This is a genomic window from Sphingopyxis sp. GW821-FHT10B01 (assembly GCF_059415685.1).
The window spans coordinates 33639-47379 of the sequence record NZ_JBWKNS010000003.1 but is presented as its reverse complement, the minus strand read 5'-3'; the positions used below and the strand labels follow the sequence as shown (position 1 = coordinate 47379).

Here is a 13741-nt window from a genome sequence, read left to right as displayed (position 1 = left end):
CCATAAGCACAGCGACCAAAAGGGGTTGATACATGATCAAGGATTTCAAGGCGTTCCTGAACCAGGGCAATGTGATGGGGCTGGCGGTCGGCGTCATCATCGGCGCGGCGTTCGGGACGATCGTCAAGTCGCTGACCGACGATGTGCTGATGCCCTTCATCGGGTTCGTCACCGGCGGCGGGGTCGATTTCACCAACCAGTATCTGGTGTTGTCGGGCGGCGAGAAAGTAACCGCAGGCATGACGCTCGCCGCGGCGAAGGCGTCCGGCGCGAACGTGATGGCGCTCGGCAGCTTCGTTACCGCGGTGATCAACTTCTTGCTGCTCGCTTTCGTCGTGTTTCTGCTGGTGCGGCAAGCGAGCAAATTCATCAAGCCGGCCGAAGAGGCGCCCGCCGGCCCGACCGAGGTTGATATCCTTACCGAAATCCGGGACGAGTTGAGAAAGAAGGCGTGATCTATCCGCGATGAAATGCACGCGCGCCCTTTCCATCGGCGCGCGGGCACCCTATATCAGTCAGGTCGGTTTCGGCCGACTATGGTGATAAATGGTGTCGTGGAATAGACACAGCGGACCCGGGGGCAGTACCCGGCGGCTCCACCACAAACCCGCGCTTCTTGATGGGCGCGCGGGTTTCTGACGGGGCCGAACCAGGATCGACGTGTGTTCAAAGACGATATTTTTGCCCGGGCTGAGTAACCCGTTCAAGGCTCAAAACCAATAGGTGCTAACGATAACGAAGCACTCGCTCTGGCTGCGTAACCTTTAGGCCTCACGGCCGAAAGTTATTCAAAGAGAGCGCGGTTCGGACCGAACCGGGCAACAGAATCGGATACCAGCGGCTGGGGACGAGCCGGGCAACAGAATCGTCCCACCTTTCCTGAAATCGATATTAATGCGCACTTTCGCAGTGCGCGTGGTCGCCCAATGCTTCGATCACGCGGCAATCGGCTGCAACGCCGCCGCGGCAGCGACCGACGATGCGTGTCAGCTCGTTGCGCAGCAGCGTGAGCTGGGCGATCTTTTCCTCGACCTGTTCCAGATGTGCGCTCGCGATCCGGTCGGCCTCGCTGCAATCGCGCGAGGGATCGTCCGACAGATCGAGCAGCGAGCGGATTTCCTCGATCGTGAACCCCAGGTCGCGCGAATGGCGCACGAACGCCAGCCGCGCACGGTGCGTGTCGCCATAGCTGCGATAGTTCGCCGCGGTGCGATCGGGCTCGGGCAACAGCCCGATGCGCTCGTAATAGCGGATGGTTTCGATATTGGTCCCGGTCGCCCGCGACAGCTCGCCGATTTTCATCTCTTGACCCTGTAGTTGCTACAGGGTGCATATAGGGTGCCGACTCGAAGAACCAAGGAGCCTCGAAGTGGCCGATCAATGCTGTGCCGGTAAAAGCGGCAAGACCGCACTCAACGACCCCAAGTGGCGGCGCATTCTGTGGATTGCACTCCTCATCAACGGCGCGATGTTCGGCGTCGAGATCGTCGCGGGCGTTGCGGCGGATTCGCGCGCGCTTCAGGCTGACGCACTCGATTTTCTGGGCGACAGCGCCAATTATGCGATCAGCCTGGGGGTTGCCGGCATGGCGCTGGCGTGGCGTGCCCGCGCTGCGCTCGCCAAGGCGGCGACGATGCTCGCCTTTGGCTTGTGGGTGTTCGGATCGGCGGTCTGGGGCTTCGTCAGCGGATCGACGCCGCATGCAGAGACGATGGGATTGATCGGCGCGCTCGCGCTCGCCGCCAATGTCGCGGTTGCGCTGATGCTCTATCGCTATCGCACGGGTGATGCGAACATGCGCTCGGTGTGGATCTGCTCGCGCAACGATGCGATCGGCAATGTCGCGGTGATGGGGGCTGCGCTCGGCGTCTTCGGCACCGGACAGAGTTGGCCCGATCTCGCGGTCGCGGCGATTATGGCCGGGCTCGCCATCTGGGGCAGCATCGAGGTGTTCCGTCAAGCGCGCGGCGAACTGGCGACCGTTCCGGCGGGCGAGGCCGCCTGATCCAAGCCCGGCCTATGGCTGGAAGCTGGCCGGAGTTCCGGGCTTCACCATCTGCGCAAGGCGCGCCGCATCCCAGTTGGTCAGGCGGACGCAGCCGTGGCTCTCGGCACGGCCGATCGTGTGCGGCTCGCTTGTTCCGTGAATGCCATAATGCGGCTTGTTCAGGTCAACCCAGACGACGCCCACCGGGCTGTTCGGGCCGGGCGGTAGAAGCTGTGCCTCCTTGCTGTCGCTGACGTCCCAGAAGAGTTTCGGGTTATAGTGAAAGTCGGGATTGCGGCTGACCCCCTGAATCTTCCATTCGCCGATGGGCAGCGGATCCTTTTCGCTGCCCATCGTCGCCGGAAACTGCGCGATCAACTGCTCGTTCGCGCCATAGACCTTGAGCACGCCCTCGGACTTGTCGACCACGATCTTCGAAGCCTTTGGCTGCGCCGGCGACACGCCGAGGCGCAGCAATGTATCGTGCCAGCCGCGCGCGTCGTCCGCGGGCGCCGGTGCGTCGATATCGGGAAGATTCGGGACGCGGATCGTCTTGCCAGCGCCGACGGGCGTCGTTTCCGAATTGAGCGCGACGATCGTCTCGGGGGTCGTGTGGAAACGCTCGGCAAGCGCCTCCATCAGATTTTTGTACCCGAGCGCGGGAAGCTTCGCCTGCTCGGCGGCGTCGGCCGGAAAATCGGGCACAAAGGGGCCCTTGGCGAAGGCTTCGGGAATGATGACGAGGCGCGTCGCGCGAACGTCGCGCCACTGTGCCATCGCGGCCAGCGTGGCCTCATCGAGCTTGCCACTCTCCGTCAGCTTGTTTGCCGCCTGAAAACCCCGAAGCGCCGCGGCATAGGATTGACCGTCCTTGCCGTCGATCGGGCCGGGCGAGAAGCCGAGATGGTCGAGGATTACCTGCGCGCGCAGGGCAGGGGTTTCGGTGAAGGGGGCACCCGCTTTCGCGGTTTGGAACGCGAGCGGCGCGCCTGTCGAAGGGGCCGCGGTGGCCGGCTTTTCGGACGGTCTGTCGGAAGACGAATTGCAGCCCGCAAGCAGGAGGGCAGCGGCAAAACAGGGCGATATTCTCAAACTCAAATCCTCTCGCTGATGCCCGGGATCAACGTCGACGGCTGCGAAAGGATGCCATTTCATGTGCTTGAAGCGAGCGAGGAAGGCGATCGGCGTCGTTTCTCCCGTACTGTCGCGCGCCGTCAGAATGTATCGGCAGGATAGAATGATTTCGACGTGATAAAAATTCCTCCATATTGAGATCGGTAAGGAAAAATGATAATTTGATCCGATCAATTGTGCACAAATTTCCGAAAGGATATCTATATGCGCAAGTTGTTGAAAGTAACTATACTTATCGGATGTGCGGTCAGCTTAACAAGCTTCTCTTCCGGCATTGGATTTTCGCCGGACGCGCTCGCGATGCTCGACCCCGTACGGTTGGCCTCATCGTCCTGCGGGAGCAGGACGGCCATGGTGACGCTGCGCCAGAAGCTCGCATTCGCCGCGACGGCAGCAGGGCCGATTGGTGCGGCCGCCAGCGCGATGCCGCTTTATCGCGACCTTGCAATGCTGCGCTTCCCGGTCACGACCGCGAACGCGCGAGCGCGGGATTATTTCAGCCAGGGCTTGCTTCTGACATATGGCTTCAACCATGCTGGCGCGGTTCGCTCGTTCCGCGAAGCGCAGCGTCTCGATCCCGAATGCGCCGCGTGCTGGTGGGGAGAAGCGCTCGCACTGGGGCCGAACATCAACGCCCCGATGGACGACCGTGACCGCGATGCGGCGCTGGCCGCGATGGACCGGGCCAAGGCGCTGCGCTCGCACGCGTCGCCGCTTGAGCAAGCGCTGATCGACGCCATCGCCCAACGGTATGTGCGCGATCCGAAAGCCGACCGTGTCGCGCTCGACGCCGCTTATGCCGATGCGATGCTGGGTGTTGCGCGCCGTTTCCCGGAAGACGACGATGTCGCTGTGCTCGCGGCCGAGGCCGTGATGGACACCAGCCCGTGGAATTATTGGGAAGCCGACAAGCGGACACCGGTGGGACGCAGCGGCGAAGCGGTGAGGTTGGTCGAGGGCGTGCTCGCCCGCAATCCCGACCATCTTCAGGCGGCGCATCTCTACGTCCATCTGATGGAGAATAGTGCCGATCCGCAGCGCGCCGAAGCGGCAGCTGACCGGCTCGCCCGGCCGCGCGCGCCGAGCGCGGGGCACCTCGTCCATATGCCGTCGCATATCTATCAGGTCAGAGGCCGCTATGCGGATTCGATGCGCGTCAACATCGCGGCGGCGCGCGCCGACGAAGCGTTTATTCGCGACACCGATGATCGCGGGCTCGTTCGCTACGGCTATTATCCGCACAACGTCCATTTCATCGTGACATCTGCGCAGATGGCGGGCGACATGGGCACCGCTATTCGCGAAGCGAAGCGCCTGCGCACCGTGCTCGACCCCGAAACATCGGCGCGGATCGCATGGATTCAGGCGATCGATGCCGCGCCCTATCTTGCCATGGCGCAGTTTGCGCGGCCCCAGGAGATCCTCGCCATGCCGCCTGCGGACCCGCGCCTTCCCTACGCCGTAGCGATGCGTCACTATGCCCGCGCCGTGGCGCAGGCCGAACGGCATGACCGCGCAGCGTTCGACCGCGAAATCGCGGCGCTGACGGCGCTGCGCAATTCGGATGCCTTTGCGTCGATGATCGAGCAGGGGGTGCCCGCGCCCGATCTTCTTTCGCTGGCAGAAGCGGTGGCGCGGGGGCGCTTCGCGCGCGCCGAAGGACGCTTTGACGAGGCGGCACGGCACTACCGCGAAGCGATCGTTTTCGAGAGCAAGATTCCCTATCAGGAACCGGCCTATTGGTATTACCCGGTCAGCCAGGCGCTGGGTGCGACACTGTTCGAGGCCGGGCGTTATGACGAGGCCAGTCAGGCCTTTCGCGCGGCGCTCCGGCAAACGCCGCGAAACGGTTGGGCGCTCTACGGCCTTACCCGCAGCGAGGAGGCGCAGGCCCGTCCTCTGGAAGCCGCGGCTGCACGCCGGGCGTTCGAACGCGAATGGCTGGGGGACCGGAAATGGCTGCGCATGGAGCGCCTTTAGGCCTTGGCAACATTCACCGCGCGGCGTTGCACGTTGCTTTGGAAACCCATGCAGAATCGACGAGGCGATATTCCTCGACCAGTTGGGCGAGGATCGACAGCGCGAGTGTCGCGGGATCGCGCGTTGCGGGGATGAGGCCGATTGCGGTGCGAAGCCTGTCGCGAAGGCCCGTCGAGACCCCCGCAGACTCGAGGGCAGCGATCCGGAGGCGCTGCGTCTGCTGGCTCCCGAGGGCGCCGACATAGAAGGCGGGGGCGTTCAGCGCGTGGGGTAGCAGATGCTCCTCCCAGTCGCGGTCGTGAAACAGAAAGACGATGGCGGTCCAGGGGTCGCTCTTGAATGCGGGCAAGTCGGTGCGCGACCGAAGTTCGGCGGCTTCGAAGCCCTCGGCTGCAAGCGCGAGCAGGGCGCGCCGTTCAGGCGACAGCGCACAAATGCTGGCACCGAAGGTCTTAGCGAGCCGTGCCAGCGCAAGAAGGTCGTCGCCTTGTCCGAGCGCGATAATCCGGAGCGCGGGCGCGTAGCAGAGGTAGAAATCGGCTCCCCGCCAACCTGTGCTCCGGTGCAAATCCGTTTCAGTATTTGTTGCGATTCCATCTTCGGACAACCGCAACACTGCCACCTCGCGGCGATCGTGGCGTGACAGGGCTTCGGCGAGTGCGCGGCGATCGGGACGCGGATTGAAGAGCAGGTCGATCCCGCCGCCGCACGGCAATCGAATATCGAGATACGGCGACCCGGCGCCGAAGCGGACCAGCCGGGCCCGTCCGTCGCTGAGGGTGCTGATCGCCTCCGCCACCACCGCCGCCTCGATGCAGCCGCCCGAGAAGGAGCCGACATATCGTCCGTCGGCGGCGACCGCCATCTGCGCCCCGATCGCGCGCGGCGACGAGCCCTCGATCCCGGTCAGCGTCACCAATATGGTGTCGACGCCTTCCTCCGCCCGCGCGAGAGCGAAGCGCAATATGTCGGCGGGCGTGGTTGCTATCATGACGGCATTGCGTTCATGCTCGCACGGACATTCGAAGGAGAAGATGGTGCGATGATCGAGGCGGGGGACATCTGCGCGATCCTGCTGGCTGCGGGCCGGTCGCGGCGCTTTGGCGTGGCCGACAAGCTGCTTGCACCGGTCGCTGGCGAGCCGCTGGCGCTCCACGCGGCGGCAAGGATCACAGAGATGATGCCAGGGCGCCGGATCGCTGTCTGTCCGGATGACGAGAGCTCCCTCGCACAGCGGCTTGCGGCGCAAGGCTTCGAGATTGTAGCAAATCCCGACGAGGAACTCGGCATGTCCCGGTCGCTGGCATGCGGCATCGCCGAGGCGGCGCGCGGGGCGCAAACCGCGGCGCTGATCTGCCTCGCCGACATGCCCTTTGTGACGATCGGCCATCTGAAGGAATTGCTGGCGCGGTTCGATCCGGTCGATGCGCCGGTCGTCGCGTCGACGAATGGCGATGCTGCGATGCCGCCCGCCCTGTTCGCGCGATCGCTGTTCGACCGGCTGCAAGCGGGTGAGGGCGATCGCGGCGGCAAGGCGCTGCTCGCGGGCGCGGTGCTGGTGCCTGCCGGGCCGGACGAGCTTGTCGACATCGACCGGCCGGAGGATCTTCCCGGCGCGTGACCGCGCATGCGGGAAAGCGATCCCGTCATGCCATGTCCGGCAATTTGTCGAGCAGCTTGTCGAGCGTGATCGGGTAGTTGCGCACGCGGATGCCGGTCGCATTATAGACGGCGTTGGCGATCGCGGCGGCAACGCCGCAAATGCCGAGCTCGCCGACGCCCTTCGCCTTCATTGGCGACGTCGTCGGGTCGGTCTCGTCGAGGAAGACGACCTCCTGATGCGGGATGTCGGCATGGACAGGAACCTCGTACCCCGCGAGGTCGTGATTGACGAAGAAGCCGAACCTCTTGTCGACCGCGAGTTCCTCCATCAGCGCCGACCCGGCGCCCATCGTCATCGCACCGATCACCTGGCTGCGCGCCGCCTTGGGGTTGAGGATGCGGCCCGCGGCGCACACGGCGAGCATGCGGCGGACGCGGATCTCGCCGGTCGCCGCATCGACTGCCACTTCGGCAAAATGCGCGCCAAAGGTCGATTGCTGATATTTTTCGGCGAGGTCGCCATATTCCATCATGTCCTCGGCGACGAGCTCGCCATCCTTCGCCGCATCGGCAAGCGCGGCACTGCGGCGCCCCGACGCGACTTTGCCGCCCGCGAACACCGCATCGGCGGTATTCATGCCGAGCTTCTGCGCCACCGCCTCGCGCAGCTTCACGCACGCGGCATAAACACCGGCGGTCGAACTGTTCGCGCCCCACTGGCCGCCCGAACCCGCGGATACGGGAAAGGCCGAGTCGCCGAGCTTCACGACGATCTTGTCGAGCGGCAGTCCCATCATCTCGGCGGAGGTCTGTGCGATGATCGTATAGGTGCCGGTGCCGATGTCGGTCATATCGGTCTCGACCGTCACGATCCCCGATTTGTCCAGACGGACGCGCGCCGCCGAGGGGCCGTTGAGGTTGTTGCGAAAGGCCGCGGCGACACCCATCCCGACCAGCCAGCGCCCGTCGCGGGTCAGCCCCGGTTTCGGGTTGCGCCTGGCCCAGCCGAACTTGTCGGCGCCGGTTTGCAGACATTCGTTGAGCCGGCGCTGCGAAAAGGGGCGGCTCGGCTTTTCGGGATCGACCTGCGTGTCGTTGAGGACGCGGAAGGCGATCGGGTCCATGCCCAGCTTCCAGGCCAGTTCGTCGACCGCGACCTCCAGCGCCATCAGACCGGGCGCCTCGCCCGGCGCGCGCATCGCATTGCCTTCGGGAAGGTCGAGCACGGCGAGACGCATTGCGGTCATGCGGTTTTCGCCGGCGTAAAGCAGGCGCGTCTGCGCCACCGCCGTTTCGGGGCCGCCGCCGGGCAGGTCGCCCGACCAGCTTTCATGTCCGATTGCGGTGAGTTTGCCGTCGGCGGTCGCGCCGAGCCGGACGCGCTGGATCGTTGCCGGGCGATGGGTCGTGTTGTTGATCATCAACGGGCGGGACAGGGCGACCTTGACCGGACGGCCCGCCGCTTTGGCGCCGAGTGCCGCTAGCAGCGCATCGGCGCGGTTGAACAATTTTCCGCCGAAACCGCCACCGATATAGGGGGAATCGAGACGGATATTCTCCTTGGGGATGCCGAGCGTCTTGGCCATGTCGCCGACCGACCAGGCGATCATCTGGTTCGACGTCCAGAGCGTGAGCTTGTCGCCCTCCCATTGTGCGATCGATGCATGCGGTTCCATCATCGCATGGCTGTGATCGGGTGTCGTATAGTGCGCGTCGAGTTTGACGGGCGCTGCGGCGAAGGCCGAAGCGAAATCGCCGACGCTTGTGTCGGCCTCGGTGCCGAACGAGGCCTTGGGCTTGATCGCGGTGCCGAGCGCCGCCGACAGGTCATAGGCGCCCTTGCCACGCGCATATTCGATGCGAACCAGCGATGCGGCTGCGCGCGCCTGCTCGAAACTTTCGGCGACGACCAGCGCCACCGCCTGATGATAATGCTCGACCTCGGGGCCGCCCAGCAGCTTCGCGGTGTTGAAATCGCCCTTGGCGAGCTTGCCGGCATTGTCGGCGGTGACGATCGCGATGACGCCCGGCGCCGCTTTGGCGACGTCGAGGTTCATCGACGCGATCCGGCCCTTGGCAATCGCCGAGCCGACGACATAGCCATAGGCCTGATTTGCCGCGACATCGTGGCGCTCATAGGCGTAGGGCGCGGTGCCCGTGGTCTTGAGCGGACCGTCGATGCGGTTGGTGGGTTTGCCGACGACCTTCATCTGGTCGATCGGATTGGTCGTTGCGGGCGTGTCGAATTTCATCGTTCAGCCTTTCGCTTGCGCCAGCACACTGGCGAGCGTGCGCTCGACCAGCGGCAGCTTATAGGCATTTTCATGGCTCGTCTTCGCGCCGGCGAGCAGCTTGGCGGTGACCGCCTTGGCACCGCGCGGCAGTTCGGCATCGGCTGCCTCGACCCGCCAGGGCTTGTGGCCGACGCCGCCGAGCGCGACGCGCCCGGTGCCGTCCGGCTGGACGATCGCGCCGACCGAGATGAGGGCGAAGGCATAGGAGGCGCGGTCGCGGACCTTGTGATAGATATGTGTGCCGCCCACCGGTTTGGGCAGCGTCACCGCGGTGATCAGTTCGCCCGGCGCCAGCACTGTTTCGAGATGCGGGGTCTTGCCCGGCGCGCGGTAGAAATCGGCGATCGGGACGCTGCGTGTCTTGCCCGCGGCGTCGACCGTTTCGACTGCCGCGTCGAGCGCGCGCATCGCGACCGCCATGTCGCTCGGATGCGTCGCAATGCACGCATCGCTTGCGCCGACCACCGCGTGGAGGCGGCTGAAACCGCCGATCGCAGCGCAGCCGCTGCCGGGGCTGCGCTTGTTGCACGGCTGGTTGGTGTCATAGAAATAGGGGCAGCGCGTTCGCTGGAGTAGATTGCCCGCGGTTGTCGCCTTGTTGCGCAGCTGGCCCGACGCTCCGGCAACCAGCGCGCGCGACAGCAAGCCATAGTCGCGCCGCACGCGGGCATCGCTGGCAAGGTCGGTGTTGCGGACCATCGCGCCGATACGCAGGCCACCAGCGCTCGTCGGTTCGATCTTGTCGAGCGCGAGGCGGCTGACGTCGATCAGATGCACCGGTGTCTCGATTTCGAGCTTCATGAGGTCGAGAAGGTTCGTCCCGCCCGCAATGAAGCGGGCGCCGGGCGCCTTGGCAAAGGCCGCGGTTGCCGCGGCCGGGGTGTCGACGCGCTCGTAGGTGAAGCTTTTCATGCCTTCGCTCCCGCCACATCGACGATGGCATCGATAATGTTGGAATAGGCGCCGCAGCGGCAGATATTGCCGCTCATCCGTTCGCGCAGCTCGGTGGGGGTGACCTTTGGCGCGGCCGTGATATCGGCAGTGACGTGGCTCGGGATGCCAGCCTTTATCTCGCCCAGGACGGCGACGGCCGAGCAGATTTGCCCGGGCGTGCAATAGCCGCACTGATAACCGTCATGCTCGACGAACGCGGTCTGCATCGCGTGCATCTTGTCGGGGGTGCCGAGCCCCTCGATCGTCGTGATGCTGTCGCCGTCGTGCATGACCGCCAGCGTGAGGCAGCTGTTGATCCGCCGACCATCGACGATGACCGTGCAAGCGCCACACTGGCCATGATCGCACCCCTTCTTGGTTCCGGTCAGGTGCAGATGTTCGCGTAGCGCGTCGAGAAGCGAGGTGCGGGTGTCGAGTGTGAGCTCGTGGGCTGTTCCGTTGACTTCGAACGAGACCTTGGCGTTGGGCGGAGGCGCCGCCTGACGGGATTCGGCGGCAGTTACCGGCACCATCGTGACGGCCGCGACCGACGCCGCCCCGCCGACGATGACACCGCGCCGCGACAGTTCGAAATCCGCTGGAGTCTGCATCATATATCTCCGATTCTCTTACTGTTTCAGGCGCGCGCAGGCACCGTCGGGAAGAACAGGCAGTCGATGCCGTGCGGCGGTTATCCGGGCCGCTTCGGCGAGAAAGTTTCGGATTAGCGGGCCTTGCTATCATATCACCCGGTCTCGGAATAGAGCGCCTCGTCGAGCGGGATCTCGTTGACCTGCAGGCACCCAATCAACAAATTTCTCCTCGATTGTCACGACTCCTTATGCGGTTCAGCTTGATCGAAAGGATAAATGAGCAAATATGTGCTAGAAGAGAAAATTGATTGAAAGGATGCAGATGACGGCACCTCGCCACGCGAGCGCGCCCGGTAGCGACCGACGGACCGCCGTTGACAGCAATCCCGGCATATTTCTGAGAGAACTCCGGACCGAGAAGGGGTGGACTCTCGCCGAGGTCAGCGAGCGCACGGGAATCCCTGTTTCAACCTTATCAAAGATTGAAACAGGCAAGATGTCGCTCAGCTACGAAAAATTGCTGCGGCTCAGCCGCGGGCTGGAAATCGATATTACAGACCTGTTCGCTGCCGCGGCATCGCTGCCCGTAGCGACGCATACGGCCAGCGGACGGCGTAGCATCACGCCGCTTGGCGAGGGGCCTTCGATCCAGACCGCCACCTATAACTACACCTATCCGTCAGCGGATCTGCTCAACAAACTCCTGAATCCGATGATTATCGAAATCAAGGTGCGTTCGATCGACGATTTCGGCGAGTTGATGCGGCATTCGGGCGAGGAATATGTGCTCGTTCTCGAAGGCGAGTGTGAGTTTCACAGCGATATTTACGCGCCGTCGCTCCTTAAAACGGGTGACTCGGTCTATTTTGACGCGTCGATGGGACATGGTTACGTCGCGGTTGGCGATGGACCATGCCGGATATTGTCCGTGTGTTCGGCGGCCGATGCCGACCTGAAGTCGGCACTGCACCCTATCGACGTTTAAAGCCGCGCCTGGCCCGGTCGCGGTGCGATTGGGCCTGCCGGGTTTCACCTTCCGACATTTCTGGAAAATTGCTTCGTCGCTCGGGCCGTTATCGCGGCGCGCGGCCGGGGCCCGTTGGCGCGTGGCTACCGTTGACAAATTTCCAAACAGGATGTCTATGTTCATAATTGAAAATATTTCAGAATGAGAAATTTCTGACGCGCGACCCTCAGCGGTCGCCATATCGGGAGGGTGAAGGCGAATGCGGTTCGTGAATATCTGCGGGTGGCTTGGTGCCGCCATTGGTGCCGCGCTTATGGCGCCGGCCGCCACGTCGGCAGCGCCCCCGGCCGCCGCGCCCGTGGTGACGACCCCCGACCGCGCCGCGCCGTTGCCTGCGCCCGCGATGGTCAAAAGCGACGTCGACGCCTGGCTCGATGGCTATATGCCCTATGCGCTCAAGCGCGGCGATGCGGCGGGCGCTGTCGTCGTCGTGGTCAAGGACGGCAAGGTTCTGACGCAGCGCGGCTTCGGCTATGCCGATGTCGCGACGCGCCGCCCGGTCGATCCCGAAACCACGCTTTTCCGGCAGGCATCGGTGTCGAAGCTGATTACCTGGACCGCGGTGATGCAACTCGTCGAGCAGGGTAAGATCGATCTCGACCGCGATATCAATGCCTATCTCGATTTCAAGATTCCGGCCTTCGCCGGCAGACCGGTCACGATGCGCAATCTGATGACGCACACCGGCGGCTTCGACGAAGTGCAGCGCGGGCTCAACAGCTATGACCCGAAGAAGATCCCGTCGCTCGGCGATGCGCTCAAGCGGCAGGTGCCGCATCGCATCTACGCACCCGGCACGACCCCGGCCTATTCGAACTACGGCACCTCGCTGGCGGGTTATATCGTCGAACGCGTGTCGGGGCTCCCTTATAATGATTATGTCGAGCGGCACATCTTTGCGCCCGCCGGCATGACACGATCGACCTTCCGCCAGCCGCTTCCCGCGGCGCTCCGGCCGCTGATGGCGAGCGGATATATGCTGGGCTCGGGCCAGCCGGGGCGGTTCGAGCTCAGCAGCCTCGCGCCATCGGGCGCGATGACCGCATCGGGTGCCGACATGGGGCGCTTCATGATCGCGCACCTCGCCGATGGCGGCGTGCTCATGAAGCCCGCGACCGCGATGCAGATGCAGGGCACGATCCTGCGGCTGATCCCGCCGCTCAACGGCATGGCGCTCGGTTTCTATGAGCAGAATATCAACGGTCGAAAGGCGTTGTCGCACGCCGGCGACAGCCTCAATTTCCACAGCCAGCTCTGGATATTCCCCGAAGAGAAGGTCGGCATCTATATGTCGATGAACGCCGCCGGGACACAGAATGTGTCGGGCCCGATCCGCGCCTATCTGTTCGAAGCCTTTGCCGACCGCTATTTCCCTTCCGAACAGCGCGACGGCCGCGTCGATGCCGCCACCGCGCGCGAGCATGCGCGCATGATGGTCGGCACCTATAACAAGACGCGGCGGTTGGAATCGAGCTTCCTCAAGGCGATGGAACTGGTCGGGCAGACGAAAGTCTCGTTGGACAGCGACGGCGGTATCCGGCTCAATGCCGTGTCGGGTATCGGCGGACAGCCGCGCAAATGGGTGGAAATCGCGCCGTTCGTGTGGCGCGAGCAGGGGGGCAAACTGCGCCTCGCCGCCAAGGTGGAAAATGGCCGCGTCGTGCGTTTCAGCGTCGATTCGGGGTCGCCCTATATCGCGTTCGATCGCGTGCCTTGGCATCTGTCGAGCGCCTGGCTCACGCCGGCCCTGCTGGTCAGCCTCGGCGCGCTCTTGCTCACCGCGATTGCCTGGCCCGCCTCGGCGTTGGCGCGCCGCCGCTATGGTGTGAAGTCCGATCTCGCGCCCGCGGCACGGAAAAGCTACCGCCTAACGCGCGGCTTTGCGGCGCTTGCCGTCGCGGTCATGCTCGGATGGTTCCTCTTCGCGACCAAGCTGCTGGCCGATTTTTCGTCGCTCAGCGGCGAACTCGACGGCGTGCTGATCGCGCTCCAGATCGCCACCCCGATCGCTTTCTTCGGTCTGCTGGGCAGTGCGCTCTGGAATATCCGGCATGTCTGGACGGGCAAGCGCGGCCGGTTCGCGAAATTCTGGAGCCTCGTGCTGCTGATATGTGCGGTCGTTCTCCTGTGGATTGGCGTGGGTTTCCACCTGATCGGTTTCGGAACCCAGTTCTGATCCGTGCGAGGCGGG

At 64.2% G+C, this 13741-nt stretch carries 12 protein-coding genes and 1 other RNA gene; 7 read left to right on the top strand and 6 right to left on the bottom strand.

The features are described 5' to 3' along the window. Positions 1–32: 32 nt before the first annotated feature. Positions 33–455 carry a large conductance mechanosensitive channel protein MscL gene (gene mscL / locus AC07NV_RS09225; protein ID WP_495166052.1) on the top strand — a complete coding sequence of 141 codons (423 nt, stop codon included), beginning with the start codon at positions 33–35 and terminating at the stop codon, positions 453–455. A 25-nt stretch (positions 456–480) separates the two neighbouring features. Next, positions 481–836, top strand: a transfer-messenger RNA (tmRNA) gene (gene ssrA / locus AC07NV_RS09220). A gap of 55 nt (positions 837–891) precedes the next feature. On the opposite strand, the gene AC07NV_RS09215 is transcribed toward ssrA, so the two are convergent. Beyond that, positions 892–1302 carry a MerR family transcriptional regulator gene (locus tag AC07NV_RS09215; protein WP_495166051.1) on the bottom strand — a complete coding sequence of 137 codons (411 nt, stop codon included), beginning with the start codon at positions 1300–1302 and terminating at the stop codon, positions 892–894. Between the two features lie 67 nt (positions 1303–1369). Between AC07NV_RS09215 and AC07NV_RS09210 the strand changes: the two genes are divergently transcribed. Next, positions 1370–2005: a cation efflux transmembrane domain-containing protein gene (locus AC07NV_RS09210; protein ID WP_495166050.1), complete on the top strand. Its 636-nt coding sequence runs from the start codon at positions 1370–1372 to the stop codon at positions 2003–2005. A 12-nt stretch (positions 2006–2017) separates the two neighbouring features. On the opposite strand, the gene AC07NV_RS09205 is transcribed toward AC07NV_RS09210, so the two are convergent. Then, positions 2018–3079 carry a L,D-transpeptidase family protein gene (locus AC07NV_RS09205; RefSeq protein ID WP_495166049.1) on the bottom strand — a complete coding sequence of 354 codons (1062 nt, stop codon included), beginning with the start codon at positions 3077–3079 and terminating at the stop codon, positions 2018–2020. A gap of 246 nt (positions 3080–3325) precedes the next feature. Here AC07NV_RS09205 and AC07NV_RS09200 point away from each other — a divergent pair, with 246 nt between their 5' ends. After that, positions 3326–5101 (top strand): hypothetical protein, encoded by a 1776-nt coding sequence (locus AC07NV_RS09200; protein ID WP_495166048.1) that lies wholly within the window; start codon positions 3326–3328, stop codon positions 5099–5101. Positions 5102–5114: 13 nt separating this feature from the next. On the opposite strand, the gene AC07NV_RS09195 is transcribed toward AC07NV_RS09200, so the two are convergent. Further along, positions 5115–6092: an XdhC family protein gene (locus AC07NV_RS09195; RefSeq protein WP_495166047.1), complete on the bottom strand. Its 978-nt coding sequence runs from the start codon at positions 6090–6092 to the stop codon at positions 5115–5117. A 15-nt stretch (positions 6093–6107) separates the two neighbouring features. Between AC07NV_RS09195 and AC07NV_RS09190 the strand changes: the two genes are divergently transcribed. Then, positions 6108–6722, top strand: coding sequence for a nucleotidyltransferase family protein (locus AC07NV_RS09190; protein WP_495166046.1), 615 nt, complete (start codon positions 6108–6110; stop codon positions 6720–6722). Between the two features lie 25 nt (positions 6723–6747). Here the strand turns inward: AC07NV_RS09190 and paoC are convergent, their stop codons facing one another. The 3 genes from paoC to paoA are packed head-to-tail and all read right to left on the bottom strand — an operon-like array spanning position 6748 to position 10541. Continuing rightward, positions 6748–8955: an aldehyde oxidoreductase molybdenum-binding subunit PaoC gene (paoC, locus tag AC07NV_RS09185; protein WP_495166045.1), complete on the bottom strand. Its 2208-nt coding sequence runs from the start codon at positions 8953–8955 to the stop codon at positions 6748–6750. Positions 8956–8958: 3 nt separating this feature from the next. After that, the gene (locus AC07NV_RS09180) at positions 8959–9909 is read right to left on the bottom strand and encodes an FAD binding domain-containing protein (protein ID WP_495166044.1); all 951 of its coding nucleotides are present in this window, start codon (positions 9907–9909) and stop codon (positions 8959–8961) included. Further along, entirely contained in the window at positions 9906–10541 is a 636-nt protein-coding gene (paoA, locus tag AC07NV_RS09175) for an aldehyde dehydrogenase iron-sulfur subunit PaoA (RefSeq protein WP_495166694.1), read from the bottom strand. Before paoA ends, AC07NV_RS09180 begins: the two co-directional genes overlap by 4 nt. 304 nt (positions 10542–10845) lie before the next feature. Here paoA and AC07NV_RS09170 point away from each other — a divergent pair, with 304 nt between their 5' ends. Both AC07NV_RS09170 and AC07NV_RS09165 read left to right on the top strand, forming a co-directional pair. Continuing rightward, entirely contained in the window at positions 10846–11508 is a 663-nt protein-coding gene (locus tag AC07NV_RS09170) for a helix-turn-helix domain-containing protein (RefSeq protein ID WP_495166043.1), read from the top strand. A 241-nt stretch (positions 11509–11749) separates the two neighbouring features. Further along, positions 11750–13726, top strand: coding sequence for a serine hydrolase domain-containing protein (locus AC07NV_RS09165; RefSeq protein WP_495166042.1), 1977 nt, complete (start codon positions 11750–11752; stop codon positions 13724–13726). Positions 13727–13741: the final 15 nt, after the last annotated feature.